The organism is Salinigranum marinum (genome assembly GCF_024228675.1).
GTDB classification, from domain to species: domain Archaea; phylum Halobacteriota; class Halobacteria; order Halobacteriales; family Haloferacaceae; genus Salinigranum; species Salinigranum marinum.
The window spans coordinates 218,166-244,140 of record NZ_CP100461.1 but is presented as its reverse complement, the minus strand read 5'-3'; the positions used below and the strand labels follow the sequence as shown (position 1 = coordinate 244,140).

At 65.1% G+C, this 25,975-nt stretch carries 21 protein-coding genes; 10 read left to right on the top strand and 11 right to left on the bottom strand.

Going from position 1 to position 25,975, the window contains the following annotated elements; genetic code table 11:
* Positions 1 to 63 precede the first annotated feature (63 nt).
* Both NKJ07_RS01055 and NKJ07_RS01050 read right to left on the bottom strand, forming a co-directional pair.
* Positions 64 to 1,335 (bottom strand): thiol-disulfide oxidoreductase DCC family protein, encoded by a 1,272-nt coding sequence (locus NKJ07_RS01055; protein WP_318568766.1) that lies wholly within the window; start codon positions 1,333 to 1,335, stop codon positions 64 to 66.
* Entirely contained in the window at positions 1,332 to 2,189 is an 858-nt protein-coding gene (locus NKJ07_RS01050; RefSeq protein WP_318568765.1) for a hypothetical protein, read from the bottom strand. The genes NKJ07_RS01055 and NKJ07_RS01050 overlap by 4 nt, the downstream gene beginning before the upstream one ends.
* 219 nt (positions 2,190 to 2,408) lie before the next feature.
* Here NKJ07_RS01050 and NKJ07_RS01045 point away from each other — a divergent pair, with 219 nt between their 5' ends.
* From NKJ07_RS01045 to NKJ07_RS01035, 3 genes are all read left to right on the top strand, one after another.
* Complete coding sequence (locus tag NKJ07_RS01045; RefSeq protein ID WP_318568764.1) at positions 2,409 to 3,089, top strand: ABC transporter ATP-binding protein; 681 nt, start codon at positions 2,409 to 2,411, stop codon at positions 3,087 to 3,089.
* Positions 3,090 to 3,158: 69 nt separating this feature from the next.
* Positions 3,159 to 6,362: an ABC transporter permease gene (locus NKJ07_RS01040; RefSeq protein WP_318568763.1), complete on the top strand. Its 3,204-nt coding sequence runs from the start codon at positions 3,159 to 3,161 to the stop codon at positions 6,360 to 6,362.
* A gap of 66 nt (positions 6,363 to 6,428) precedes the next feature.
* A complete protein-coding gene (locus NKJ07_RS01035) occupies positions 6,429 to 6,785 on the top strand; it encodes a hypothetical protein (RefSeq protein ID WP_318568762.1) in 357 nt (118 codons plus the stop codon).
* A 32-nt stretch (positions 6,786 to 6,817) separates the two neighbouring features.
* Here NKJ07_RS01035 and wecB read toward each other — a convergent pair whose 3' ends face one another.
* A complete protein-coding gene (wecB, locus tag NKJ07_RS01030; protein ID WP_318568761.1) occupies positions 6,818 to 7,906 on the bottom strand; it encodes a non-hydrolyzing UDP-N-acetylglucosamine 2-epimerase in 1,089 nt (362 codons plus the stop codon).
* A gap of 503 nt (positions 7,907 to 8,409) precedes the next feature.
* On the opposite strand from wecB, the gene glmS reads away from it, so the two are divergent.
* Positions 8,410 to 10,206 (top strand): glutamine--fructose-6-phosphate transaminase (isomerizing), encoded by a 1,797-nt coding sequence (glmS, locus tag NKJ07_RS01025; RefSeq protein WP_318568760.1) that lies wholly within the window; start codon positions 8,410 to 8,412, stop codon positions 10,204 to 10,206.
* Between the two features lie 97 nt (positions 10,207 to 10,303).
* The gene (locus tag NKJ07_RS01020; protein WP_318568759.1) at positions 10,304 to 11,467 is read left to right on the top strand and encodes a sugar phosphate nucleotidyltransferase; all 1,164 of its coding nucleotides are present in this window, start codon (positions 10,304 to 10,306) and stop codon (positions 11,465 to 11,467) included.
* A 73-nt stretch (positions 11,468 to 11,540) separates the two neighbouring features.
* On the opposite strand, the gene NKJ07_RS01015 is transcribed toward NKJ07_RS01020, so the two are convergent.
* Both NKJ07_RS01015 and NKJ07_RS01010 read right to left on the bottom strand, forming a co-directional pair.
* Positions 11,541 to 12,479: a decaprenyl-phosphate phosphoribosyltransferase gene (locus NKJ07_RS01015; RefSeq protein WP_318568758.1), complete on the bottom strand. Its 939-nt coding sequence runs from the start codon at positions 12,477 to 12,479 to the stop codon at positions 11,541 to 11,543.
* Between the two features lie 3 nt (positions 12,480 to 12,482).
* Positions 12,483 to 13,484, bottom strand: coding sequence for an NAD-dependent epimerase/dehydratase family protein (locus tag NKJ07_RS01010; protein ID WP_318568757.1), 1,002 nt, complete (start codon positions 13,482 to 13,484; stop codon positions 12,483 to 12,485).
* Between the two features lie 145 nt (positions 13,485 to 13,629).
* On the opposite strand from NKJ07_RS01010, the gene NKJ07_RS01005 reads away from it, so the two are divergent.
* Positions 13,630 to 14,277 (top strand): PHP domain-containing protein, encoded by a 648-nt coding sequence (locus tag NKJ07_RS01005; RefSeq protein ID WP_318568756.1) that lies wholly within the window; start codon positions 13,630 to 13,632, stop codon positions 14,275 to 14,277.
* Positions 14,274 to 15,410: a lysylphosphatidylglycerol synthase transmembrane domain-containing protein gene (locus tag NKJ07_RS01000; protein ID WP_318568755.1), complete on the top strand. Its 1,137-nt coding sequence runs from the start codon at positions 14,274 to 14,276 to the stop codon at positions 15,408 to 15,410. Before NKJ07_RS01005 ends, NKJ07_RS01000 begins: the two co-directional genes overlap by 4 nt.
* Positions 15,411 to 15,496: 86 nt before the next feature.
* Here the strand turns inward: NKJ07_RS01000 and NKJ07_RS00995 are convergent, their stop codons facing one another.
* Positions 15,497 to 16,000, bottom strand: a complete 504-nt coding sequence (locus tag NKJ07_RS00995) for a metal-dependent hydrolase (protein WP_318568754.1) — start codon at positions 15,998 to 16,000, stop codon at positions 15,497 to 15,499.
* The gene (locus NKJ07_RS00990; protein WP_318568753.1) at positions 15,993 to 16,526 is read right to left on the bottom strand and encodes an OB-like fold-containing membrane protein; all 534 of its coding nucleotides are present in this window, start codon (positions 16,524 to 16,526) and stop codon (positions 15,993 to 15,995) included. The genes NKJ07_RS00995 and NKJ07_RS00990 overlap by 8 nt, the downstream gene beginning before the upstream one ends.
* Positions 16,527 to 16,839: 313 nt before the next feature.
* On the opposite strand from NKJ07_RS00990, the gene NKJ07_RS00985 reads away from it, so the two are divergent.
* From NKJ07_RS00985 to NKJ07_RS00975, 3 genes are all read left to right on the top strand, one after another.
* Positions 16,840 to 18,705, top strand: coding sequence for an asparagine synthase-related protein (locus tag NKJ07_RS00985; RefSeq protein ID WP_318568752.1), 1,866 nt, complete (start codon positions 16,840 to 16,842; stop codon positions 18,703 to 18,705).
* Between the two features lie 103 nt (positions 18,706 to 18,808).
* A complete protein-coding gene (locus NKJ07_RS00980) occupies positions 18,809 to 19,726 on the top strand; it encodes a cobalamin-binding protein (protein ID WP_318568751.1) in 918 nt (305 codons plus the stop codon).
* Positions 19,727 to 19,810: 84 nt separating this feature from the next.
* Positions 19,811 to 21,364, top strand: a complete 1,554-nt coding sequence (locus NKJ07_RS00975; RefSeq protein ID WP_318568750.1) for an aryl-sulfate sulfotransferase — start codon at positions 19,811 to 19,813, stop codon at positions 21,362 to 21,364.
* Between the two features lie 48 nt (positions 21,365 to 21,412).
* Here the strand turns inward: NKJ07_RS00975 and NKJ07_RS00970 are convergent, their stop codons facing one another.
* Genes NKJ07_RS00970 through NKJ07_RS00955 form a run of 4 tightly spaced genes read right to left on the bottom strand, consistent with a single transcriptional unit; the run spans position 21,413 to position 25,883 of the window.
* Positions 21,413 to 22,540: an ABC transporter ATP-binding protein gene (locus NKJ07_RS00970; protein ID WP_318568749.1), complete on the bottom strand. Its 1,128-nt coding sequence runs from the start codon at positions 22,538 to 22,540 to the stop codon at positions 21,413 to 21,415.
* Between the two features lie 2 nt (positions 22,541 to 22,542).
* The gene (locus NKJ07_RS00965; RefSeq protein WP_318568748.1) at positions 22,543 to 23,466 is read right to left on the bottom strand and encodes a carbohydrate ABC transporter permease; all 924 of its coding nucleotides are present in this window, start codon (positions 23,464 to 23,466) and stop codon (positions 22,543 to 22,545) included.
* Positions 23,459 to 24,472 carry a carbohydrate ABC transporter permease gene (locus NKJ07_RS00960; RefSeq protein WP_318568747.1) on the bottom strand — a complete coding sequence of 338 codons (1,014 nt, stop codon included), beginning with the start codon at positions 24,470 to 24,472 and terminating at the stop codon, positions 23,459 to 23,461. The genes NKJ07_RS00965 and NKJ07_RS00960 overlap by 8 nt, the downstream gene beginning before the upstream one ends.
* Positions 24,473 to 24,482: 10 nt before the next feature.
* Positions 24,483 to 25,883 carry an ABC transporter substrate-binding protein gene (locus NKJ07_RS00955; protein WP_318568746.1) on the bottom strand — a complete coding sequence of 467 codons (1,401 nt, stop codon included), beginning with the start codon at positions 25,881 to 25,883 and terminating at the stop codon, positions 24,483 to 24,485.
* Positions 25,884 to 25,975: the final 92 nt, after the last annotated feature.

Here is a 25,975-nt window from a genome sequence, read left to right as displayed (position 1 = left end):
GCCGAACGCCACACGACCGAAACCCGTATTTCGCGGCTCCCATCCACAACCGCGGTCCGCACGTCAGCTGTCGGCGTCGACTCCGCAGACGAAGTATCGGCTGCGGTTGTCGGCGACGTAGCGGTAGACACGTTCACCGACCTGTTCGACAGGCGAAAGCCGCATCAGCCAGACGAAGACGGTGAACACTCTGAACTGATCGAGTAACCTGCGGAAGGCACCGTAGCCACGGTGAGCGGTACCATCGTCGAACACGTACATCGCGTCTTCGAAGTCGACGCCGTCTCGGTTCCGGTAGCGCGCTGGGGCGTCCGACTGCGTGTAGAAATTGACCGTGTCGTTGACGTCCAGCAGTTTGAACAGGTAGAGACTTCGCGCACAGAAGAAACACCGCTCGTCGAACACCAAGTCGAGTTCACGGTCGCGGACCAGTCGCTCGTAAACCACGTCCCACGTGAAGAACATCGCGACGAAGATGTAGACGTCACCGAAGAGGATGCCCATCGTGAGCCAGATCACGGTCGTCATGCCGTAGAGGCCGAGAACGAGCGGCGTGATGCTCACACCGAGGAGTGCCGCGGGCAAGAGCCCGAGTTCGACCACGAGCGTGCCAACTGTCGACGCCCAGACGAGCTCCGGATACTGCACCATCCAGACCCCGAACGGCGTTGCCACCTCGGACGAACCGATCGGAAGCGTCTGTTCGTAGAGGAAATCCTGCACGACGATGATCCGACTCAGGTTCTCGGAGCCGATCCACGCGAGCCCGCTCTGGAGCAACTTGTCGAAGCCGGAGCCGAAGTAGATCACCGCGAATATCAGGAGGTTCCACCGGAGCGTGTCCATCCGGTAGGTCTCTCGAGCCGACGACTTCAACCGCCCCACGAGCGCCGAAAGCTGTTCGTTGCGCGTCCGTCGCACCCCATCCAGCGACAGTTCGCTGCGGTGGTGGTAGAGACCGAAGAAGACGAGAAAGTACGTGGCGATGAACAGCGAGGTCACCCCACCACTCGTGTTGTACACGTATCGGACGACGCCGAGATGGCTGACCAGGAGCGCGCTTCCGAACGCCGACAGGCGCAATCTGTACCCGAGGATGAACGCGAGGAGCGTGACGACGAGGAGGTACTTCTCGACGATCAGTACCGTTGCCGACTCGGGGATGAGCAGGGAGTAGTTCTGGTAGGGGAGAAACGGTGTCTCGAGTACCTCGTTCCAGTCGTACCACACGGTCTTCCAGATCAGATATCCCCCGAGGATGAACCGGGCAACCGCGTCGTTGATCGGCGTCTCCCGAGTCGGGCGGCGAGCGTAATTGACGAATCCGAGCCTCATCTTCCCACCGCCGTTGGTGTCCCCAGATGTGCAACCTGCGGACGCGTCTCATCGGTCTCTACAATCGGAGTCCGCACCGTGGACTCGCTCGCGTCCATCTCAGTTTCGTTCAGCCTGTACTCGTAGACCGCTTCCTCGGAGTGCTCGACGATCTCGGTTCCATCCGCCGACGTCTCTATCTCCAAGCGATAGAGCCGAATCCCGACGAATCGGTCGTACGGTTCGACGTCACTGTAGCTCCATGTCCCTGCCACTCCGTGCGGCGGGAACCGAAGGAAGTGTCCCGGCGAGCGATCGCGGAGGTGCGCACGATACTCCCGCGCCTCCGAGAGCAAATATCTGGCAGCCTCGTCTCTCTCCTCCTGTGTCGCTCCCTCGAGTATCTGATCGTGAGCGAAGCGCATGCTTATTCCACCGACGCTCCATATGGCTTTGTCGTCGTACACGATCTCGTTCCCGCTCGCGTCGACGATCCGAAACTGGTAATGAGTCTGTTCGGTCGGCCGCAGTTCGGAGAACTTGTGCCACTGAGTAATCGGCGCAGGAACGGCCGGCACCAGGAGATTCGACAGTACCAGCAGCGCTATGAATCCACCAATGTAGGTGCGCCGGACGTACGTGTTCTCGCTGGCCAGGATCCCGACGAACGTCGCGACAAAGAAGCCAACAAAGAACAGTGGAACGACGAGGCCAGCGTACGGAAGCAAGAGGTCGATAAAGCCGACAGGCGAAACGAGCCCGGGCACGTCCATCCCGAATCCGATCCATCCCGGGTCCGTCGGCCCGTCCACCGGGTAGTGACCCTGTTCTACCTGCTGGGCGTCTACAGACCGGGGAACTGAGCCGGAGAACATGATGAATTTACATAGATTTAATATCATTGTTAACTTTTCGCCTTGCCGTCGTTATGTCGTAATCGGAACAGTGAGCACCGTTGGGATCGGGATCAAGAGAGGTGTCTGCGGGACGCCTCCCCCTCACCGACGAGACGAAGCGGCTGATCGGTACCGAACGTGGAGTTCCTCGAAATGACGACAGTATTAGGTACCGTGGAGAGATACCTGGGTGTATCTATGGCTGACCCGGTCCTCCAGGGTGTCGATCTCGTCGTCGAACGCACGGGCGAGCGCATCCTCGACGGCGTCTCCATCGACGTGCCCGCAGACGCGACGCTCCTCGTCCAGGGGCCGAGCGGCGCGGGGAAGACGACGCTGTTCAACGTCCTCGGCCTGCTCGACGTCCCCACGAGCGGATCGCTCTACATCGACGGCCGGGACGCGAGTTCGCTCTCCGAGCGCCAGCGAGCGGTTCTCCGACGCGACCTCGTGGGCTTCGTCTTTCAGGACTTCCAGCTCATCCCCGACCTCACCGTCCGCGAGAACGCCGGCCTCCCGCAGGAACACGCCGGCGAGCGCGACGACCAGTGGCTCGATCGGCTGTTCGACGCACTGGGCATCTCCGACCTGGCGAACCAGTACCCCCCGACGCTCTCGGGCGGGGAGAAACAGCGCGTCGCCATCGCGCGGGCGCTGTCGAACCGGCCGGCGGTCGTCCTCGCGGACGAGCCCACGGGCCAACTCGATCCCGAGACGGCAGAGGCGGTGCTCGATCTGCTGTTCACGACGAAAGAACGCGCCGGAACCGCGCTCGTCGTCATCAGCCACGACCGCCGACTCGCCGACCGGTTCCCCGAGACGTTGACGCTCGAAGACGGCACGCTCAGCCGCGAACGCCTCCGAACACCCGAGAGCTGATCTCCAGATGGTCCCCCCAGAGTCGACCGCGCGACGAACTCTCTCCCTCCCGCGGCTCTCTCCGCTCCGATGAGCTACGCACGGGTGTTCCTCCGTGGCTGGTCACGCCGCGAGTGGCTGACGGTGCTCGTCGTGGCGATCACCGCCGCGTTCCTCCTCGGGACCGCGTTCCTCCTCGCGAGCGCGGGCGCGTACACCGAGACGCTCGAGGACGACCTCTCGGGAACCGCGACAGCGACCCAGTACGACTCTCTCGCCGATGCGCGGGCGGCCGCGGCCGAGGACGATATCGTCGTCCCACTGGCCCGTGCGGAGACCGTTGGCGATGGCGAACCGGTCACGGTCGCGGGGATCCCGGCTGACGCCCCGCGCGTCCTCTCGGGGGCGTCCGTCGAGTGGCGACAGGCGCGCTTCCCGTCCGTCTCGGAGGGACCGACCGGTCCGGTGAACGAGACGCGGACGGTGACGTTCGTCGGTGCCTCGGGCCGCGTCGACACGACCGTCCGACCGGCCCCGTCCACGGTTGACGACGAGAGGGAGACGATCTTCCCCCCGTGGTGGTACGCGGTCGAGGTCTCGACGGTCGAGCGACTCGGCGTCTCGGGCGCGATCGTGTTCGACGCCGACGGCGGGAGCGGCGGTGCGGTGCCGACTGGGCGGTCCGCGTCGTCGGGCACGCCGTTGATCGCCGCGTTGCCGTTCCTCCTCGCCGGCGTCCGCGAGTTGCTGTCGGTGCTGTCGGTCGCCGCGTTCGGCGGTGGCGTCCTCGTGTTGGTCGTCGTCTACAGCGTCACGCGCATGTCGATCCGTGACCGACACGACGACATCCGCGTCGTCCGCGCGACGGGTGGGTCGCCACGACGACTGTTCGCCGTCCTCTGTGCGCGATCCGTCGGACTCGTCGTCACCGGGGTCGCCCTCGGGTACGCGCTCGGAATCGTGTTCACGAACGGGATCACGAACCTGGCGGTCGTCGCGGGACTCCCCGTCACGCTGAAAGGGACGGTCACCCCCGCGGTGGCACAGCTCCTGGCCACGCTCGCGGGGGTGTTGATCCTCTCGGGACTCGTCGCGGGGGTGCTCGCCGCCTGGCCGGCCGTGCGAACCCCGCCTGCCCGGCTCCGGTCGCGCGTCCGAACCGGGGCGACACGGGAGGAATCACGGGGATCGCGTGGAACCATCGCGCGCGCCCGCGAGCGACTCACGGACGGTGGCCGGTCGAACGGCGGGTCTGCCGGAGACCACTCGTCGGCCGACCGCTCGCCGTCTCAGACGTCCGAGACGAGTGCCGGTCTCCGACATCGGGTCGGCGAACGACTCCGGCCCACACTGCTGGAGCCACGGGCGGCTATCCCGACCACTGCGACGCTCGCGGTCTTCGTCTTCGTCGTCCTCCTCGTCGGCTCGCTCTCGGGGGCGTTCGTCCCCCTCACCCAGACCGGGAGCGGGACGATCGTCGAGTCCGGGGCGGCCCATCCGCTCAACAGCCGCGTCGACGCCACCTCGGCCGAGTTGCTCCGATCGCAGGGGATCAACGCGAGCGCGGAGGTCATCTACGCGGCCGTCACGGACGGCCAGCCGTATCTGGTGCGCGGGGCGGAGTATCCCGCCTTCGCGTCCGTCACCGACGCGCGACTCGTCGACGGGCGGGAGCCACGGACGGTCGAAGAGGCCGTCATCGGCCACCAGTTAGCGAAGACGCTCGACGTCGGCATCGGCGAGACGGTGCTCCTCGGCGGGAGCGTCACGCCCGGCGTGCGTCGGGTGACCGTCGTCGGCGTGTTCGAGGCCGACGGGACGCTCGACGACGTCATGGTCGTCCCGCTCGCGGCCACGTCTGGCCTCTCGGTCGGCGGCGAGAACCGAGCCCACCTCATTCGGACGGAGGACCTCTCGGCCGCACAGGCCGAACTGCTTTCGGGCGGTCGGGGTGGCGTCGTCGTCACCGGCGTCGACGCACCGACCGAGATCGCCCGCGGTGAACCGTTCAACGTGACCGTCTCGCTCCGGAACCTGAACGACACGCGGGAGGGGACGACGGTCGTCGCCCGGGCGAACGGGACCGACGGCGTATCCGTGGTTCATCGACAGTCGGTGACGCTCGACCCCGGTGCGGAGCGCGACGTCACGTTCTCGACCCGGCTCGACGCGACCGGCTCCCAGCGGCTCTCGGCCGGCGAGTTCACGACGACGGTTCGCGTGTTCGACCCGCAATCGCTCTCGATCCCGCAGGAACTGCCCGATCGCGCGCCACCCAGCGCGATACTACTCGTCCCGGCAGCGGCACCGAACGGCTCGTTCGTCTCCAACGCGACGGTTACGGTCGGGTCGCGGTCGGCCCAGACCGGGGTGGACGGCGTCGCCGTAGTCAGGCTTCCGGACGAGCCAGGGACCTACCAGCTTGGGGTGCAAAAGGACGGCTACGCGGGTACGACGACGCAACTGACGATCCGCGAGGGGGCCACTCGCGAACTCTCGGCCCGTCTTCGCGTCCGCCCCGAGGAAGGAAACGCGCTCACGCGGCCGCGGGTCGACATCCGAGTGGCGAACCCCTGGGATCGACCGCTCAACCGAACCCTCACGCTCGTCTCGCCCGGTGAGCGCTTCACGAGGACGGTCGAACTGGAGGCCGGCGAGATCACCCGCGTGAACGTCTCCGCGACCGAGGCCGGGCTCGACCGACGGCTCCCCCCGGGCAGCTACGGCCTGCGGCTGGAGTCGTCGACCGGTGAGCAAACACGGACGCTCGCGAACGCGACCTATCGGGTCCGCGGCGACGACCGGGTGCTGTCGGTCGTCGCGAGCGGCGGCAGCTACGCCCAGGGCACACCCGTGGGTCAGGCGATCGAGAACGTCTTCGGCAACGTGCAGGTGCTGTTCGGCGCGATCGTCGTACTCGCTGGCTTCGCGACCGTCGGCGGCACGACCGCGGCGTTCGCCCACGCGGTCCACGCCCGCGGGCGGACGATCGGGATCCGACGGGCGACCGGCGCGACCGACCGACAGATCCTCCGGATCCTCGTCGCCGACGCCTGCCGGATCGCCGTTCCATCGACCGTCGCGGCCGTCGCGCTCGCGCTCGCGGCGATGTTCCTGCTCGAAGCCGCTCGGCTGTTGGTGGTGTTCGGCATCCGACTGACTGTCCCGACGGTTCCGTGGCTGCTCGTGATGGTCGCGCTCGGCGGCGTGGCGCTGTCGGTCGTCAGCGTCGTCGTCGGGGGGCTTCAGTACCTCCGCGCGTCGCCCGTTCAGTTGCTCCGGCTCTCGGAGTGACCTCCACTGCACTCTGTCTGCCCCGCCCCGCGTCAGCCTTATTCTCCTCCCCATCCAACTATCGACGTGTCCTACTGGGGCGTCCACATCGGTGTCGCGGGCATCACGACGGCGCTCGTCCTGTTCCTGCTCGCACCCACACTTCCCGCCCGGCGGCTCGTGATCGCCGTGAGCGGTTTCTGGGCGGTGATTCCCGACTTCCATCACGTGATGGACCCAGTACCCGCGATCCAGTCCGCCTGGCTGGCGATCCTCCACGACTCGGCGCTCGCGAACGTCTTCTGGTTCCACCGCGTGATCGACCGGGCCGACCCCGGCGACCGCGTCGTCTACTCGATGACGATGTGGGCCGCCCTGCTGGTCGTTCTCGCCGCCACCGAACTCGCGATCCGTCGCCAGCGACGCGTCCTCACTCAGGAGTGAGGATCTGATGCCGCCTGCTTCCGCACTCTCGCTCAGCCGTGCTGGACGATCACGTCGAGGATCTCCTCCGCAGCGGTGCCGTCGCCGAACGGGTTCGGCCACGCACCGGACTGGTCGATCATCTGTTCGGCTCCGCCGAGGATCGCCCGTGAGTCGGTGCCCACGAGGACGTTCGCCCCGACGTCGACGGTCTCGGGACGTTCGGTCGAGTCACGCATCGTCACGCATGGCGTCCCGAGGATACAGGTCTCTTCCTGTACGCCGCCCGAGTCAGTCAACACGAGTTTGGCGGTGTCTTCGAGACGGAGGAAGTCGAGGAAGTCGAGGGGATCGACGAGTCGGACAGAGTCGGGGACGGAGATCTCGAGTTGATCGATCCGGTCTCTGGCGCGTGGGTGGATCGGATAGACCACCGGGAGGTCGAACTCGGCTCCGACCTGTGCGACGCCGGCCAGCATGTCGACGAACCGGTCGCGGTCGTCGACGTTCTCGGCCCGGTGGGCGGTCATCAGCACGAACCCCCCCTCGGAGAGCCCCAGGCGCGAGAGAACTGAACTGCGGTCGGCCGCGATCGTTCGGTTCTGTTGTACCGCGTCCACGATCGTGTTGCCGGTCACGAATACCCGCTCTTCGTCAACTCCCTCGCCGTGGAGGTTCTCCGCGGCACTCTCGGTCGGAGCGAAGAGGTAATCGCTCGCGTGATCGGTCAACACCCGGTTGACTTCCTCGGGCATGTCGCGGTCGTAGCTTCGGAGTCCCGCTTCGACGTGACCCAGCTTCGGGTCGAGTTTCGCGGTGGCGATCGCCCCCGCGAGGACGGAGTTCGTGTCGCCCTGTACCAGTACTACGTCCGCTCCGTCGTCGGTGAGCACGTCCTCGATGCCCGCGAGCATCTCCCCCGTCTGTTTTCCCTGGCTGGCAGAGCCGACTGCGAGATTGTAGTCAGGGCGAGGGAGCATGAGTTCCTCGAAGAACACTTCGTCGAGTTCCTCGGAGTAGTGCTGTCCCGTGTGGATGAGCGTGAACGGGAGGTCTCGGCTCTCGGCCGCGCGAATCACTGGGGAGAGCTTGATAATCTCCGGGCGGGTACCGAGAACGATCGCGATGTGGCTCTCACGCATCGTCTAAGCAGTGTCCATCGTGCGTATCAATGTACCGAGTACGTTCTTCACGCTGCCCCACGCCGCCTGCTCTCGCGATCGGTCGCCAGCGGCCAGCGAACGGAAACGCGGCGTTCGATCGTTATCGGCGTTAATATCGCCCGGTCGGTCGGCCTCCACGACGGCGACAGTGGGTGAATCGAAGACGTGCGCGAAGCCTTGTGCGACCGGCGCGGGCAGGTGCGCGCGGTCAGGGGCCGAAAACCAATATATAAATGTATCGTATAGTAACTCGACTGCTCGCGAGGGCCGGAATCCTCTCTCACCCAGAATAATGTATACAATTCAAAATTGAGGTAAAATTTTGTCGAGAATGCGTGTTTTAGGCCTCCGTTAAACCGCGACGATACGTCGTTACAGACATACTAACCGGCTAATACTACCAGAAATCAATAGTATTATACCGAATCGATCGATGTAGAACTCACACGAATCACGGTCTGTCGTGGGTGGGAGAGAGAAAAATGTGTGGAATAATCGGTTACATCGGCGGGGAGAACAGCGCGGGGAAACTGGCGACCGGCTTGAAGAACCTCGAATACCGGGGCTACGATTCGGCGGGGATCGCGCTGATCGAAGACGGCGTCGACGTCTACAAGCAGGAGGGCACGATCGACGACCTCCGCATCCCGAGTGCGAAGGCGCAGTTGGGCATCGGGCACACGCGCTGGTCGACGCACGGCAAACCGACCGACGAGAACGCACACCCGCACACGGACTGTACGGGGGACGTCGCCGTCGTTCACAACGGGATCATCGCCAACTATCAGGACCTGAAAGCAGAGCTCCCCGGTCACGTGTTCAAGAGCAACACCGACACGGAGGTCATTCCTCACCTCATCGAGGAGCAACTCACCACGGGTGCCGAGTTGCTCCCTGCTGTCAAGCGCGTGCTCTCCCGTCTCGAAGGGAGCTTCGCGATCGCGGTCGCACACGCCGAGACGGACGGGATCATCGTCGCTCGGCAAGACAGCCCGCTCGTCGTCGGCCACGACGTGGACGAGATGTACGTCGGGAGCGACGTCACCGCGTTCATCGACTACACGAAACGCGTGTCGTACCTCCACGACGGGGACATCGCCCACATCACCTCGGACGGGTTCGAGGTGTTCAACGACGGGGAACGCGTCGATCGCCCCGTCGAAACCGTCGACTGGGACGCCTCGTCGGCGGGCAAGGCCGGCTACGACCACTACATGCACAAGGAGATCCACGAACAGCCCAACGCGCTGCGACAGGCACTCTCCGGCCGCATCGACACGCTCGCCGGCGAGGTCGATCTCGACGTCTCTCTCGAAGACGAGGTGTTCACGCAGTGTGAACACGTCCAGGTCGTCGCCTGTGGGACCTCCTACCACGCGGGGCTGTGTGCGAAGCGGCTCATCGAATCCGTCACCGACGTCCCGGTGACGGTGACGATCGCCAGCGAGTACGAGGTACACGACGGGTTCGATCCCGACACGACGATCGCGATCGCGATCACACAGAGCGGCGAGACGGCGGACACGCTCGCGGCGATCCGGACGGCGATCGGCTACGGGATGACGACGATGGCCATCACGAACACGGTCGGCAGCACCGTCACCCGGGAAGTCGACGAGACGGTACACATCAACGCCGGGCCGGAGATCGGGGTCGCGGCGACGAAGACCTTCCTCTCGCAGGTCGCGACGGCGACGCTGTTCGCGGTCTTCCTCGGCCGGAAACGTGAGACGATCACGGCCAGCGAGGCGACCACGATCCTCGAGAGTCTCCGCTCGCTCCCGAGTGCAGTCCAGGAGATCCTCGACGACGAACGACAGATCCGCAAACTCGCACACGAGTACGCCGACGGCGACTCGTTCTTCTTCATCGGACGCAAGGCGGGGCACGCGGTCGCCTTGGAGAGCGCGCTGAAGCTCAAGGAGATCTCCTACGACCACGCCGAAGGGTTCGCCGCGGGTGAACTCAAGCACGGCCCGCTGGCGCTCGTCACACCTCGTACCCCGGTCATGGCGATACTCACCGAGGGAACCGCGCCCGCAGAGACGCTCAACAACGTGAAGGAAGTCGAGTCGCGCGGCGCGCCCGTCATCGGGCTCTCGTCGAACGGGACGGCCCAGTCGTTCTGCGATCACGTCATCGACGTCCCGGAGATCGGCCTGTTGGAGCCCTTCGCGGCGAACGTCGCCCTCCAACTCTTCGCTTACCACGTCGCGAAAACGAAGGGGCGCAACATCGACAAGCCCCGGAACCTCGCGAAGAGTGTCACGGTCGACTGACCCCACTCTGACCGATCTGTGGCTCGTTTCTCTCTTCTTTCACGGTCAGTGACCAGTACGACTATCACCGGAAGGAGCCAACGCTACTGCCAACGACATGCAAGCAGTTGTTCTCGTGGCTGGTGAAGGAAGGCGACTGCAGCCGCTCACACACAACCGGCCGAAATCTATGCTTCCGATCGGTCGGCGGCCCCTCTTAGAGCGCATCCTCGAGACGATCTCCGAGAGCGGTATCGACGACATCGTGCTCGTCGTCGGGCACAAGCGAGAGCGGATCCAGAACTACTTCGGGAACGGCTCGGACTGGGGCCTGTCCATCAGATACGTGGTGCAGGACCAGCTGCTCGGGACCGGTGACGCGCTCTTGCAGGCGGAGAACGTGATCTCCGAGGACTTCATCGTGATCAACGGGGATCGGCTGGTTGATGCGACTCTTCTCGAAGACTTACGTGAGCGCTTTCTGGAGACGGGAGACGCCTGTATCGGCGTCACCTCGGTCGACAACCCGAGCGAGTACGGCGTCGTCACGACCGAGGGGGATCGCGTCGTCGAGATTCGCGAGAAGCCGCCCGCGTACTCGGTCTCGTCGAACATGGTGAACGTCGGTGCCTACGCGTTCGGCCCGGAGATCTTCGCGGCCATCCGGCGGACGAACGCGTACGGGGAGTTGGCGCTCACGGACACGCTCGACAAGTACATCACCGATCACCCGCTTCGGGCGGTTCGGTACTACGGCCCGTGGCACGAACTCTCGTTTCCCTGGGATCTCCTGGCGTTGAACGCCAAACACCTCGCCGAGTCAGTCGTCGACGTCGACGAATCCGCCGTCGTGCACGAGACCGCGACGGTCACTGCCCCGTCCGTCGTCGGGTCCCAATCCGTCCTCCAGCCGGGAGCCCGGGCGTTGCAGAACACGGTCGTCGGACGGAACGTCTCGGTCGGGGCGAACGCGGTGGTGACGAACTCGATCGTCCTCGACGACGTGACGATCCGTCCAGGGGCCGTCGTCACCGACAGCATCGTCGGCTCCGGCGCGACCGTCGGGCAGTCCTCGTCGCTCGTCGGAGGCGAGTTGGACATCACGTACCACGGCGAGGTCATCGAGGACGTCCAGTTCGGCTGCCTCCTCGGGGATCGGACGATCGTCGGCGGCGGCGTCTTCGTGGGTGCCGGCTCGATCGTCGGCAACGGGGTGACCGTCGAAGGGGGAACGAACGTCGACGGTCACGTTCCGGACGGTGCGTACGTGTCGCGTGGATAGGCGGGATCGGACGGTGTGCTTCGTCTCTCCCGTCCCCGTCGCCCGGAGCGGCCGAGCCGCCTTCCATGCCGCCTCAGAGCGCCTGCGTCGTCAGGAACTGGTCGAACGTCGCCGCCGGGAACAGGTAGAGGATGAACAGCGCGATCAGCGCCCAGACGACCAGATTCACGAGCATCGGCTTGTCGAGGAACATCCGCTCGGGCTGTTTCATTCCCTCCTCGATCGTGAGATAGCCGTATCTGAACACGGCGTACAGCGCGAACGGGACGGTGAGCATCATCGCGTCCGATCGGACGAAGAAGGTGTACAGCGAGTACGACATCAACAGCACGCTACTCACGCTGATGAACATCACGCGCAAGAGATCCGACGAGTACTCCGAGAGGCTCTCGCGGGTTCCGTTGTCGTCCCCGACGACGCTGAGTTCGGCCTGTCGCTTTCCCATCCCGAGGAGCAGCGCCGTCAGGAACGTACAGAGGACGAGCCACGGACTGATCGGCGCCCCGACGAGGATGACGCCGGCGATCGCGCGGAGGACGAACCCCATCCCGATGATCAGGAGATCGACGAAGACGAGGTCTTTCAACCCTGCACTGTACAGGAGGTTCTGTAACACGTAAAAGCCGAGCAGACCACCGAACGCGGGCGTGAGCCACCAGCCGGCGAGCGGTCCGGCGAACAGCACGGGAACGGCGACGCCGGCCGCGACGGCGACCGGGACCTGGCCGCTCGCGATCGGGCGGTGTTTCTTCCGCGGGTGGTTGCGGTCTTCCTCCACGTCCATGATGTCGTTGATGATGTAGACGCAGCCGGCGGTGAGCGAGAACACCACTGCTCCCGTGATCACGCGGACCCAGACCGTGATGTCGAACACGTCGAAGTACTGGAACGAGAAGGCGATCGGGACGAGAATGATGAGCTGTTTGTACCACTGCCAGGGCCGCAGCGAGTACGCGAGTCCGGTCAGGACCGACGTCGTAGTCAATCGCTCTGTTCGGAGTCCGTCACTCATGCGTTACACCGTGAGTTCGCCGTGGTCGCGCGCCCACTCGATGCTCTCGCGCATCCCCGGCTCCAGTTCCGTTACGGGCTCGAACCCGAGCTGTTCTTTCGCTTTCGTGACGTCGCAGGCGATCGTCCGGCTCATCTCTCCACCGACGTGGACGTTCTGTTCGTACACCCCGACCTGCGCGAGGAGCTTGTCGCCGATCTCCAGGAGCTGCGAGAGGGGTTTCGGGATCCGACGCGGACTGAACCGGTGTTCGACGCCGAGGAGCCGCGCGATCGTCCGGTAGATGTGGTTCGTCGTGTACGGCTCCTCGTCGGCGATCCAGTACGTCTCCCCCCGTGCGGTCGACGCCTCCCTTACCAGGAGCATCGCGTCGACCAGTTCGGGGATGTACGTCATGCTCCGGAGGTTCTCGCCGTCGCCGAACATGATCGGGTTCCCTTCGGCGATCATCTCCATGAGCGTGTCCATCCGGGCGGGTTGGCCCGGGCCGTAGTACCAACACGGCCTGAGGACGGTGAAGTCGATGCCGTACTCGCGTTCGTACCCCCGGACGTGCTCCTCGGCGAGATGCTTCGAGCGGCCGTACGGGCTCTCCGGACGGCAGGGCATCCCCTCGGTCATCGGCTCGTCGCGCGAGTCGTTGAACCCCTGGGCGGCGTTCGAGGAGATGTAGACGAAGTGGTCCGCACCGTGTTTCCGCGCCCCCTCGAGCATGTTGCGGGTCCCCCGCGTGTTGATGTCGTAGAACAGCTCCACCCCGAGCAGTTTCGGCGGGTGGATGATGCCGGCGCAGTGGTAGACGGTGTCGACGCCGCCTTCGTACGCGTCGTCGAGCGTGTCGACGTCGGTGATGTCACCGTAGTAGATGTCGACGTCGTACGAGTCGATCGGCGAGGTGTCGACGCCAGGGAGAGTGAGACACCGGACTTCCTCGTCGAGAGCGTCTAGGCGAGCGACGAGTTCGTTCCCGAGCCATCCGGGAGCGCCCGTCACGAGAATCGTCATGTATCACTGACGTTATTACTGCAAACCTTATAGATAACGGATCGCCTACCGCTGTTCTATTTTCATCTTTTGTGGAAGAACGTGGAGGAGTAGACGGGTTTATTGAGGAGAGGACAGATGATCGACTCGACACGGCTCACACGCAATGACTCGCCAGTACGACCTGCAGGTGCACACCGACGCCTCCCCGTGTTCGAGCACGCCGGCAAAGCGTGTCGTCGCTGCCGCGACGGCCGCGGGACTGGACGGCATCGTCGTGACGGACCACGACACGGTGGCGAACGTCGCGGCCGTCCGTGAGCTCGCGCCGGCCACGGTCGACGTCGTTTCGGGGGTCGAAGTGACGACGACGCAGGGCCACCTCCTCGCGCTCGGCGTCGAGGACGCACCGCCGATGGCCGACCCGCTCGACGTCATCGACTGGGTCCACGACCACGGTGGCGTCGCCGTCCTCTCTCACCCCTTCGATACGTTGCGACAGTGGTACGACACCGATCTCCCCGCGATCGCCCGCGCGGTGGACGCGGTCGAGGGGATCAACTCCCGGTGCGTCCTCCCGCAGTTCAACCGCCGCGCGCGCTCGTTCGCCGTGGCGCACGGACTGCCGACGACGGGGGGAAGCGACGCACACTTTCCGATGGAAGTCGGGCGGGCGTACACCGAAGTCGAAGGAGAGGGAGGCCTCCTCGACGCGATCAGACGGGGTGACGTCCGGCCCGCTGGGCGAGGCGGCTACCTGTCGGGACACGCGGCGACGAAAGCACACCAGTTCCGGACGGCCCTCTCGCGATGAGTCCCGGAGACGACGGGCAAAAAAAGGGCGTCGACGAACCGACCCCGTCGTCCGCGCGGGCTCGAGACCGAAACGCGAGAGCCGCGTCGACTCCCCACTCCGAAGATGCTCCCGATCCAAACGCCACCACCGCCAAGCCCGAACCCGACGGCGGGACCTACCTCCACTCACGGGTCGGGAGGTTCCTCCGCGACCACGGCGTCGAACTCACGGTCGTCTTCGGGGTCACCATCTTCTTCGCGCTCGTCGTCGCCGCTGACGCCGGGGCCGTCCGTGCGGCGTTCCGACGGTTCGACTGGCGCGTCCTGCCCGTGATCATGGCCCTGACGACTGGCGGATTCGTCTTCCGTTTCTGGAAGTGGGAGTACTTCCTTCGGAAGCTGGGGATCCGTGTCCCGCTCGTCACGAGCCTGCTCGTGTTCGTCAGTGGACTGATGATGGTGATCACGCCGATGAAAGGCGGCGGCGTCTGGAAGGGCTGGCTCCTGAAGGACACCGACGACGTCCCGATCAGCCGCGTCGTCTCCGTCGTCGTCGCCGAGCGGGCGACCGACCTCCTGGCGCTGTCCGCACTGGCGTCGATCGGCGTCGTGCTGTACAACCGGTCGGCCGTCGCCGTCGGCGTGCTCGTCGCGTTCTTCCTCGCGATCATCCTCGTCGTCCAGTGGCGCGGGCTCTGCCTCGCCGTCTTGGAGGGGCTCGGGTCGCTTCCCGTCGTCGGCGACCACGCCGACCCACTGGTGACCGCCTACGAGGACTCCTACACGCTGTTCCAACTCCGGCCGCTCTCGGCTTCGTTCGGGCTGAGCCTCCTCGCGTGGGTGACCGAAGGGATGAGCCTCTGGTTCGTCCTCAGGGGATTCGACGTGCCCGCAAACCCGCTCGTCGGGCTGTCCGTGTTCGGCATCGGCTCGGTCGTCGGTGGCGTGAGCATGCTCCCCGGCGGCCTCGGTGCCGCGGAGGCGAGCATCGCCGGCCTGCTCGTCGCGTTCGGCTACGAACGTGCGACGGCCGCGAGCGCCACGATCGTCGTCCGCGTCGGGACGCTCTGGTACGGCGCGGCGTTCGGCGCGCTCGGATTCGCCCTGTTCAAACTCCGCCAGCGCGCCCGAGCACAGCCTGGAGAGTCCTGAGACGCGACGGTTGGTGGTGCCAGTCGCGGCCAGGGATGTGCGTCATGCTACTCCTGTCTCGAACACCGAAGCGTCCTCGTGAGAGGCTACTCCTGGCCTCCTGTCCGATCACGGATACGCGAGACGACGAAGACGCCGAGGGCGACCAGCGCAGCGACGACCGTCGGCTCGGGATCCGTGCTCAGATACAGCCCCGGGGTCGGCGGATGCAGACGCGAGATCGGCCACAGGACCGCATACGAGCGGCCCGAGGGATTCAACAAGAACGCGTCCGCGAGGAGGTGCGACGCCGCACCCATCCCCAAGAGGGCGGCGACGCGCCGGCGTTCCCGGTCCGTGACGAGGACGACGCCGACGGCGACGGAGACGGCGCTACCACCGAGCGTGTGGAGCGCGGACCACTCGAACGGGATCCCGAGCGCCGTGGCGGCGACGTCACTGTCGACGACGAGGCTGATCTTCACCAGGTCCGGGACGAACGCGCCGGCCATCGCCACCGTGACGTACGCCGGTGAGAGCCAGCGGAGCCGCCACGACAGGGCAGTCGCGAGCGCGTACGCGATGAGCGCGTGAGACAGCAAGTCAGGCATCCGAGTCGGTCACCTCCTCATGGGCGAACCGGCGACGAAGCCAGCGCACGGGCCGTCGCGGTGTCGTCCGTCGGACCAGCCCACGAGCGGGGTCGAACCGCCACTGTGTGGCGAGCCGAGCGAGCACCCACAGTCCCGCGAGAAACGAGATCGAGTAGGTGTACAGCGCACCAGCCGGGGACACGGCGAAGCTGTTCGTCGCACGGACGGCCCCCGACTCCCTCACCGTGCCGAACACCCTCAGCGTGTCCCCCTCCGCGACGGGGTGTGAGACGTCGGTGACAGTCACACGTCGGCTCGCCGTTCCGTACGACAGCTCGATCACGACCGGATCCGTCGCGACCACTCGGCCGCCGATCTCGACGTCGGTTCCCACGTACTCCGCCGGTGAGGGACCGATATCACTCGCATCGGGGTACGCGCCGACCGTCGGATCGGGCGCGAGCGATCCGAACCAAACGCAGAGGCCGAAGAGAACACCCAGAAGCACCACCACCGCGACGGCCTGTTGGAGGGCTTGTCCCATCGGTGTGAGCATGTGGTGGCTCTCACATGAACGCACCGTTCGGAGAGACGACAGTGGTGGGACGCCCAGACCCGCTCAGGCCACGAGTTAGCAAACGGATATTATCAAATAATTAACTCACGAGATAGTTTCAATGTTATTTCACTATCCGAGAAGCTAACTGTTTCCATACGAAATAAACTGATCAGTAGCGCTTTTGTCGGTCTTGTGCCCGGTATAGTTGGATATATGTCGCCATTCGGGGGAGGAGTTCGTGTAGGGTCAATTCATCGATAAAACAAGACTTTTGAGACAGCACCGTGGAATATCACAGATGGTAGGTCTGTGTGGTATCGTCGGCGATCGCGAGCACTCGATCGATGCGTTGACCGACGCACTGGTGACGACCAGTGACGAGGTGACTACCTCGTACAGCGACGCCCGTCTCGCGATCCGGACCCGCCACCATTCGAGCCCAGTGCCAAGTCCATTGGCCACGACCGGAGGCGAGACACTCGTGTGGGTCGTCGGGAACATCTGGGGGTACGAGGACTCGACGGGATATCACGCCCGTCAGAGTGGCGGCCCCGAGACGGTCGAACAGTTCTGTGCCCGACGGTATCGCGAGGACGGAATCGAGTTCGTCGAAGGACTGAACGGGACGTTCATGGCCGTGTTCTACGACCAGGCAGCCAGCGTTGTGTACATCGTCACGGACCGTCTGGCGACGCGCCCCGTCTTCTATGCTCGACCCAGTTCCGGCGAGTTCGTGTTCTCGACACACATCCAGTCGCTTCCCACCTATCCCAGTGTCGAGGCAGGGTTCGATGTCGAGTATCTCAGCGAGTACTTCTCGCTCGGATCGATCGGGGGAACAAAAACGCCGTTTACCGGCGTAGAGGAGTTGCTTCCGTCGTCGGTGACGGCTATCGATCTCGATACGGGCGATGTCGAGACGGAGCGCTACTGGCGACCACGGATCGAACCGCTCGACGAGCCGTTTTCGTACTTCGTCGACCAGTTCGTCGACCGGTTCGAAAAGGTCCTCTCGGAACGCGTTGATCCCGATCTACGGTACGGGTTACTGCTGAGCGGCGGGAGCGACTCGCGGGCGGTACTGGCCGGCCTCGACGACGATATCGACCTACGTACGTACCACTCGACGGGGTGGCAGAGTCGCGAGACACGGACTGCCAAGCGGGTGGCGGACGCCGCAGGCCGTGAGTTCCGATTGCTCACGCACGACCGTGACTCACACGAGCGAATGCTCGAAACCGTCCCCAAAACGATGAATTTCATCGGACGGTTCTGTGAGGCACACGTAACCACCTTCGACGAGCAACTCCGTGACGAAGTCGACGTTCTCATCTCCGGGCACGGAGCGGATACGCTGTTCAGAGATCACGCCTATCCGGTCTCACGGATCGAACTCGGCCCGCTCGGGGGTATCCAACTTCCGACTGTGAAGGAGGTCACGAGCGTCGAAGAGTTCGTCTCGAACCGCGCGAAAGAGCTGCCTGCGTACCTCAAGCACACCGAGAGCTTGACGGAGATTCTAGAGCGGAATATCACTGCCGGAGACGGTATCTCACACCACGGCGTTGCGTACGACTCGGTCAACGAACTCGTCTTCTTCGACGACTTCTATCCGTTTTCGAATAAATCTGACCACTTCTACCACGCGTTGAACGGAATAATGCCACATTGGAGCCCGTTCTTCGACAATCGGCTCGTCGACATCGCGCTCAAAATGCCGCTGAAACACCGGGGACGCAGGAATATCATCAACGCGACGACGGCGGAACTCGACGAGTCGATCGCCAAAATCCCTCATAGCTATACCGGCGTTCCGCTCACACAGTCGTTCCCTGTTACGTTCCTGTGGAGCCATGCAACTCACTTCAGACGGAGGTTCTTCCCGTCGGAGGAGCCGCCCGAACCGCACCTGTCACACGGGCCGTGGCTCGATGCCAACGGACTGATCCGCTCGCACTCGTTCGTCGAGGAGACACTCCGCGAGAAGGGCCCGATCCTCGACGCGCTCCCGTTCCTCAGCCGCGAGGATGCGGAGCGTTGCTATCAGGAACACCTGAACGGGGAAGACAACCACTTCGAGCTGTACACCTTGCTTTCGTTCCTGGAAATGCCCGCTGTCGAACGGCTGGCGGCGGTCGACGGACCGACTGCAGCGCCGAATTGACATCCTCTCTCGTCTGAAGACGTGAGCACCCCGGGCGTCGCCCTCCTGACTCTCCGACAGGACGACTCGCCGTACTTTTGATCTTCGCCTCCCGATAGCCCGCATGCGCGTCGTCTCGCTCCTCCCCTCGGCGACCGAGATCGTCCGTGCGCTCGGCGTCGATCCCGTCGGCGTCACCCACGAGTGCGACTACCCACCGGACGTCGAAACACTCCCGACGGTCGTCCACTCGACGATCGACACGACCGGGTCGAGCCAGGCCATCGACGACCAGGTACAGGACGCGACGAACGACGGTGGCGTCTACGAACTCGACCGTGAGCGCCTTCGCGAGTTGGATCCCGAGGTCGTCATCAGCCAGGGGCTCTGTGACGTCTGTGCCGTCGACGAGACGGTCGTCCGCGAGACCGTCGCCGACCTCGGACTCGACGCCGATATCATCGCCACCCATCCCCACAGGCTGTCGGATCTCTTCGACGACATCGAGCGGATCGGCCAGGCGATCGATCGAACGTCGAGGGCGCAGGCGCTCGTCTCGGAGCTCCGGACGCGCGTCGATCGGGTTCGGGCGTCGACCGAGGGAGTGGAGACGCCGACCGTGACGGTTCTCGACTGGCTCGATCCGGTGATGGTCAGCGGCCACTGGATGCCCGAACTCGTCGACCTCGCCGGCGGCGAGTTCCTCCTCGCCGACCCCGGCCAACGCTCGGGACCGGTCGAGTGGGCGACCCTGTGCGACGCCGACCCGGAGGTACTCGTGGCCGCGCCCTGTGGCTTCTCGCTCGCCCGGACGGTCGACGCGTTCGACGACCTCCGGATCCGCGACGGCTGGAACGAGTTACGGGCCGTCCGGGACGGCCGGGTCCACGCGATGGACGGCAATCACTACGTCAACCGCCCGGGTCCGCGGCTCGTGGACACGCTCGAACATCTCGCCGGTCTCCTCCACGCCGAGCGGTTCGATCCACCCCCGGAGGAGGTCGCTCAGTCGATTCCCAGCGCGACGGGGTATCCGAACTGACGACCGTCCTCACGCTCCAGGTGGGCCCCAGCCGCGACGACCGATCAGAAAGATCACACCGCTTGACCGACAATCACCGGTTCAATGAGACTCTCCCGCGGTGTGGTGTTCGTCCTCGTCGGCTGTCTCGTCCTCTCGACGACGCTCGCAGCCAGTGCCGCGACGGCACCGTCGCGCGACGTCTCCGCACGCACGCCAGGCGTCTCGGCGACCGACAGTAGCGACGACCCTGGATCGTACTCCTCCGCGGACGGACAGGCGACCGACCCCAGCGACCCATCGGCCACGACGCCCACTGCGAGTGACGCGCGCGGCCCACAGGTCCTCGTCGGTTCACAGGGCGGCGGCACGAACTGGCAGAAGCAGGGGAGCGTCTACCTGCTCGACGATCACGAGGTGGTCTGGAAGCTCAACGACCGTGACAGCTACTTCGACGTCACACGACTCGAAAACGGCAACGTCGTCGCGGCGTTCATGCACAACGGCTACGAGACGGGCTGTGACCCGTACGAGCCCCCGTGCACGAAGACTGGCTTCCGCGTCATCGACCCCTCGGCGGGCTCGCCCCCACCCGTCGTTTCGGAGTTCACGTTTCCCCTCCGCGGGCCGACCCACAGCGAGGTCCACGACGTCGAGCCACTCGGTGACGGCCGGTTCGTGTTCGCCGACATGGAGTACGAGCGCATCGCGATCGTCGAGAACGGGACCATCGAGTGGGAGTGGAACGCCGCCGACAGCGGCTTCTACGACGCCCCGCCCGACGTCACCCGGCGTGACTGGCTCCACATCAACGACGTGGACGTCATCGACGAGGACCGCTTTCTCGTCTCCGTCCGGAACGCCAACCAGCTCCTGATCGTCGAACGCGGCGAGGGCGTCGTCGAGGTGATCAACGCCGACACGGACGACACGGACGACGGCTCGTGTACCGTGGGCGGACAGCTCGCCGACTTCGACGACGACGGTCGCGTCAGGTGTGGCGACCCCAGCGTGATGAACCACCAGCACAACCCGCAGTGGCTCGGGCCTGGCCGGGTGCTGGTGGCCGACAGCGAGAACGACCGCGTCGTCGAACTTCGGCGAACCGACGACGGATGGGAGGAGACGTGGACGCTCGCGAACGCCGGTGGACTCCGGCTCCAGTGGCCCCGCGACGCCGACCGCCTCCCGAACGGGAACACGCTCGTGACCGACTCGCTGAACCGGCGGATCTTCGAGGTGACGCCCGCGGGCGAGGTCGTCTGGAGCTACGGCACGCCCCTGATCCCCTACGAGGCCGACCCGATGCCCGTCGGCGAGACCGCGGGAGCGTACGAGTCGCCCGAGGCGACCGTGACGCCGCCCGTGACGGACGCGACGCCGTGGAAGAACGAAACGACCCCGACCGGTACCGACGCGACCGGTGTGTCCACGTCTGCGTCACCGACTGAGACTTCCCAGCCGTCGCCTCCCGAGACCGACGGCGACTCGGGCATCAGCGCCGCCGACATCCCCGGGCTGTCGCTCCTGCTCGTCGGGATCAAGGCCGTGATCCCGCGGCTCCCGATCTGGTTCGGCGAGTTCCAACTCCTCGTCACGATCTGTTCGCTCGGCCTCGTGGTCGTCGGGGTCGTCGACCACAGGCGCGGCCGGGAGTGACCGACGCTACGAGACGGGCGGGGGAAAAACGCGGCCCCGCGCGGGCGATTAGCCGGAGACGAGCGCCGCGACGTCGGCGTCCGCGTCGTCCGTCTTCGTCTTCAGCGACGCACCCGTCTCCGGATCGAACAGGTACAGCGCCTCCTCTTCGAACGTAAAGCGGATGGTCTGGCCCGCCTCCGGGCGGATGGCGCTGTCGATGCGGGCGGTGAGTTCCTGTCCGGCGAGTTCGAGGTAGAGGAAGTTCTCGTTGCCCATGTGTTCGGCGACGGTGACCGTCGCCTCCGTGCCGCCCTCGCCGTGTGGGACGAGTCCCACGTCCTCGGGGCGGATGCCGACCCTGACGCGGTCGTGTCCGTCGAGCACGGTCGGGTCCGAGAGATCGTAGCTGAACCCGCCCGGTCCCGAGAGGCTCCGCCCGTCGACGGTCGCGGTGAAGAGGTTGATGCTCGGGCTGCCGATGAAGTCCGCGACGAACTCGTTGGTGGGCGAGAGGTACACCTCCTCGGGGCGGCCGACCTGCTGGAGCACGCCGCCGTTCATGACGGCGATGCGGTCGCCCATCGCCATCGCCTCGGTCTGGTCGTGCGTGACGTACACCGTCGTCGTGCCGAGGGTGTGCTGGAGTTCCTGCAGTTCGGTCCGCATCTGCGCGCGGAGTTTGGCGTCCAGGTTCGAAAGCGGCTCGTCCATGAGGAAAACCTCGGGTTCGCGGATGATCGCCCGCCCGAGCGCGACGCGCTGTTGCTGGCCCCCCGATAGTTCCTTGGGCTTGTCGCCGAGCAGTTCGGAGATGCCGAGCATCTCGGCGGTCTCCTCGACGCGCGTGTCGATCTCGGCGGATGATAACTGCGTCGAGAGCCGGAGCCCGAAGCCGATGTTCTTCCGCACGCTCATGTGCGGGTAGAGCGCGTAGTTCTGGAACACCATGGCGACGTCGCGGTCGCGCGCGCGGAGCGGCGTCACGTCGGTCGCGCCGAACATGATCGTCCCCGACGTCACGTCTTCGAGCCCCGCGATACAGCGGAGCGTCGTGGTCTTGCCACACCCCGAGGGGCCGACGAGGACGAGGAACTCCCCGTCGTCGATTTCGAGGTCGATGTCCTCGACGGCGACGACCGACTCGGCGCCGTCACCGAACTCCTTCCGTAGCGTCTGTAACTGGATTCCTGACATGGTTACTCCTTGACCGACCCCGCGAGGATCCCGCTGACGAACTGTTTCTGTAAGAATAAGAACAGGACGAAGATCGGCACGACCGAGAGCGTCGCCGCGACCATGATCTGGTCGTAGTAGACGCGCTGGGCGCCGACGAGCTGGTTGATCGCCACGGGAATGGTGTACTTGCTCTGTTCGAGGATGACCAGCGGGAACAGAAAGAGGTTCCACTGGAACAGAAAGAGGATGATCGCGAGCGCCGCGAGCGACGACTTCATCGTCGGCAGGGCGATCTTGTAGTACAGCTGGAACTCCGTCGCGCCGTCCATCCGCGCCGATTCGAGCAGCGCGTCGGGGATCGACTTCATGTTCTGGCGCATGAGGAAGATCCCCAGCGGGTTCGCGGCCCACGGGAGGATGATCGCCCAGTAGGTGTTGGTCATGTCGAGCTGGCTCATGAGCAAGAACAACGGGATCACCAGCAGCTGAATCGGCAAAATGAGCGTCGCCAGGATGGCGTAGAAGATGGGCTTTTTGAACCGGAACTCGTACTTCGCGAAGGCGAAGCCGGCCATCGAACACAGAAGCAGCGACAACAGCGTGTACACCACGGCGATGAAGACGCTGTTCTCGATCGCGCCGGGGTTCCACAGGTGCCAGAAGTCGTACGCGAAGTAGACCGGGCCGAGCTGGATGTACTCTTGCATCTGGCCGATAGAACCGACGAACTGGACGTTCTCGCGCGCCTGGAGCGACTGGAAGTTCGAGAGAAAAGCGTCCCCGGGCAGGAGCCGCGGGTCGGTCGACGAGAGGAACTCCGACTCGGGGAGCGTCGACGCGACGAAGATCCAGTACAGCGGCACCAGCGTCACCACTGTCCCCAGCAGGATGAACGTGTACGTGAGGAACTGCCAGGCGCCCTCCCGACGGGTCGACTCACGCACCGTCCTCACCTCCGACGCGCAGCTGGATCATCGAGAGGACGCTCACGACGCCAATGAGGACGTACGTCAGCGCGCTCGCGTAACCCAGCCGGAAGTCGATAAAGGCCGTCTGATAGATGTACTGGACGATGGTGATCGTCGACTCCAGGGGCGCGCCGCCGCCGTTGATGATGACGGGCTCGGAGAACAGCTTGAACGTCCCGATGGTGGAGGTGACGAAGACGAACAACAGGACGGGTCGCAGCTGCGGGACGGTCACGTACCGGAACTTCTCGATCCGGTTCGCGCCGTCGATCTCCGCGGCCTCGTACAGCTGCTGGGGGATGTTCTGCAGCCCCGCGAGCAGGATGATCATGTTGTAGCCCGTCCAGCGCCACGTGACGGCGCCGACGATGGTCATGCGCGACCAGAACTCGCTGGTGAGCCACGGGATCGGCCCCAGCCCGACCGACGTCAGGAGGTAGTTGACCAGCCCGGCGTCCTGCATCATCAGGAGGAACACCGTCGAGTACGCCACCAGGTTCGCCGACACCGGGAGCGCGAGCGCGGTGCGGAAGAAGCCGCGGAACCGGACGAACGACGCGTCCAGCGCGACCGCGAACAACAGCGCGAGCGCCACCATCAGCGGCACCTGCACGACGAGGATGAACACGGTGTTGAAAAGCGCCTGGTGGAACAGCGTGTCCGAGAACATCGCCGTGTAGTTCTGCAGGCCGACGAACTGGAGGTCGGCGATGCTGACGAGCCGGTAGGAGAGAAACTGCGTGTCGATCCACAGCAGCGTCTCCCCGCCGACGCCCTGAAACCGGAAGAAGGAGAGATAGAGCGTGTAGACGATGGGGAAGGCGAGGAAGACGGCGAAGAGGACGATAGCCGGCAGCAAGAACAGGTAGCCGACGGTCGTGTCGCTCGCGCTCGGCAGTCGCTCGGAGACGGCCTGCCGCAGGAACCGAACCCTGTCGCTCACCGAGGCTGGCACTGTGACCGTCGTCTCACGAATCGCCATGGCGACCGCCTCAGGCGAGGTCCCGACCGGTTCGGTCGGCGACCTGCTGTGCGGCCGCGTCGACGGCCTCCTTGGCCGTCTTGCTGCCCGTCATCATGTCGCGGAAGTGCGTGTTGATGGCTTTCGTCACTTCGGGGGTGTCGACCGTGAAGCGGTACGGCGAGATGTTCGGCGCGATATCCGCGAACAGTCGCCCGGCGGACTGCCCACCGAGGAACTCGTTGGACGCGTCGAACGCGTCGTTCTCGTAGGCGGGGCGGAGCGCCGGGAAGATGCCGAACTCCTCGTACATCGTGATCTGGTGCTCCGCCTGGCCGAGGGTGAACGCCATGTAGTCCCACGCGCGGCGGGCTTTCGCGTCGGAGACCTGCTGGGGGATCGTGACGTTCGACCCGCCCCAGTTTGTCGCTCTCGACCCGCCGGACTCGATGGCCGGCGGCTTGAACACGCCCCACTGCCCGGACGTGTCGCCGAGTTCCGCCTTGAGCGTCCCCTCCATCCACGCGCCCGCGGTGAGGCTCGCGGTCGTTCCCTCCCCGAACGCCGTGAACCACGACGACGACCACGACGCGAGGTCGTTGGCGACGCCCGAGTCGCGGATTCGCTTCAGGATGCGGGCGACCTGGAGGCTCTTGTCCGAGTTGATGTTCACCGCGCCGTTCTCGGTGAATGGCTGGCCGCCGATCTGGCGGTACATCATGCGCCAGAGGCCGTCGTAGTCGTTCGACGGGAGGTTCAGGAGGTACTGGTCGTCGGGGAGCTTCTGGCCCTCCTCGATGTACTGGTCCCACGTCTCCACGCTCGATACGTCGACGCCGTGTTCGTCCATCACGTCACGCCGGTAGAACGTGCCGACGGGACCGATGTCCCACGGGAGAGCGAACGTGCCGCCGTCTTTCTCCAGGGGGCCCCACTTGCCCGCGACGAACTTGTCCTTGATCCCGGCCTCGCCGAGCCACGCGGAGACGTCCCGCAACCCACCGGTGTCGACCCACGAGGCGGCGTCGACGCTCTCCATCATCGCCGCGGCGGGCGCCCCCGACCCCGACAGGAGCGTGGACTTGAACTTGTCCTTCATGTCGGCCCGGCCGATCTGCGTGATCGACACCTGCCCGCCGTTTGCCTCCTCGTACGGTTCGTCGATGAGGTCGAGCGATTTGGCCGCGACGTCCCAGCCCCACACTTTGATCTCGGAAGCCATCTGCGGTCCGCTCTCCGTCGACTCGCCACCGGACGACGCCGTCGACTCGCCGCCCGACGACTGGGTCGAACCGCCGCTCCCGCCGGAAGACTGCGTCTCGGTCCCTGGGGCCTCACCGGTCCCCGCACAGCCTGCGAGACCGGCGACGCCACCGACGCCGAGGAGTTTGAGTAGCCGTCGCCGGTCGATCGTGTCACGTGGCTTGGTCATGGTGATTCCGCTTTACCGTTTGAATTTCTACACTTATAGATAACGATTGTTCACTGACTTTCACGCCGTCTGTCACGGCGTCTCGCGCGCGC

What these genes read in the sequence shown, in the direction of transcription:
- NKJ07_RS01055 (WP_318568766.1), bottom strand. Translation starts at nt 1,335, where the DNA reads ATGAGGCTCGGATTCGTCAATTACGCTCGCCGCCCGACTCGGGAGACG.
- NKJ07_RS01000 (WP_318568755.1), top strand. Translation starts at nt 14,274, where the DNA reads ATGAGTCCCGGAGACGACGGGCAAAAAAAGGGCGTCGACGAACCGACC.
- NKJ07_RS00960 (WP_318568747.1), bottom strand. Translation starts at nt 24,472, where the DNA reads ATGGCGATTCGTGAGACGACGGTCACAGTGCCAGCCTCGGTGAGCGAC.
- NKJ07_RS00955 (WP_318568746.1), bottom strand. Translation starts at nt 25,883, where the DNA reads ATGACCAAGCCACGTGACACGATCGACCGGCGACGGCTACTCAAACTC.
- NKJ07_RS00990 (WP_318568753.1), bottom strand. Translation starts at nt 16,526, where the DNA reads ATGGGACAAGCCCTCCAACAGGCCGTCGCGGTGGTGGTGCTTCTGGGT.
- wecB (WP_318568761.1), bottom strand. Translation starts at nt 7,906, where the DNA reads ATGCGTGAGAGCCACATCGCGATCGTTCTCGGTACCCGCCCGGAGATT.
- NKJ07_RS00985 (WP_318568752.1), top strand. Translation starts at nt 16,840, where the DNA reads ATGGTAGGTCTGTGTGGTATCGTCGGCGATCGCGAGCACTCGATCGAT.
- NKJ07_RS00980 (WP_318568751.1), top strand. Translation starts at nt 18,809, where the DNA reads ATGCGCGTCGTCTCGCTCCTCCCCTCGGCGACCGAGATCGTCCGTGCG.
- glmS (WP_318568760.1), top strand. Translation starts at nt 8,410, where the DNA reads ATGTGTGGAATAATCGGTTACATCGGCGGGGAGAACAGCGCGGGGAAA.
- NKJ07_RS01005 (WP_318568756.1), top strand. Translation starts at nt 13,630, where the DNA reads ATGACTCGCCAGTACGACCTGCAGGTGCACACCGACGCCTCCCCGTGT.
- NKJ07_RS00975 (WP_318568750.1), top strand. Translation starts at nt 19,811, where the DNA reads ATGAGACTCTCCCGCGGTGTGGTGTTCGTCCTCGTCGGCTGTCTCGTC.
- NKJ07_RS01040 (WP_318568763.1), top strand. Translation starts at nt 3,159, where the DNA reads ATGAGCTACGCACGGGTGTTCCTCCGTGGCTGGTCACGCCGCGAGTGG.
- NKJ07_RS01020 (WP_318568759.1), top strand. Translation starts at nt 10,304, where the DNA reads ATGCAAGCAGTTGTTCTCGTGGCTGGTGAAGGAAGGCGACTGCAGCCG.
- NKJ07_RS01015 (WP_318568758.1), bottom strand. Translation starts at nt 12,479, where the DNA reads ATGAGTGACGGACTCCGAACAGAGCGATTGACTACGACGTCGGTCCTG.
- NKJ07_RS01050 (WP_318568765.1), bottom strand. Translation starts at nt 2,189, where the DNA reads ATGTTCTCCGGCTCAGTTCCCCGGTCTGTAGACGCCCAGCAGGTAGAA.
- NKJ07_RS01010 (WP_318568757.1), bottom strand. Translation starts at nt 13,484, where the DNA reads ATGACGATTCTCGTGACGGGCGCTCCCGGATGGCTCGGGAACGAACTC.
- NKJ07_RS00970 (WP_318568749.1), bottom strand. Translation starts at nt 22,540, where the DNA reads ATGTCAGGAATCCAGTTACAGACGCTACGGAAGGAGTTCGGTGACGGC.
- NKJ07_RS01045 (WP_318568764.1), top strand. Translation starts at nt 2,409, where the DNA reads ATGGCTGACCCGGTCCTCCAGGGTGTCGATCTCGTCGTCGAACGCACG.
- NKJ07_RS00995 (WP_318568754.1), bottom strand. Translation starts at nt 16,000, where the DNA reads ATGCCTGACTTGCTGTCTCACGCGCTCATCGCGTACGCGCTCGCGACT.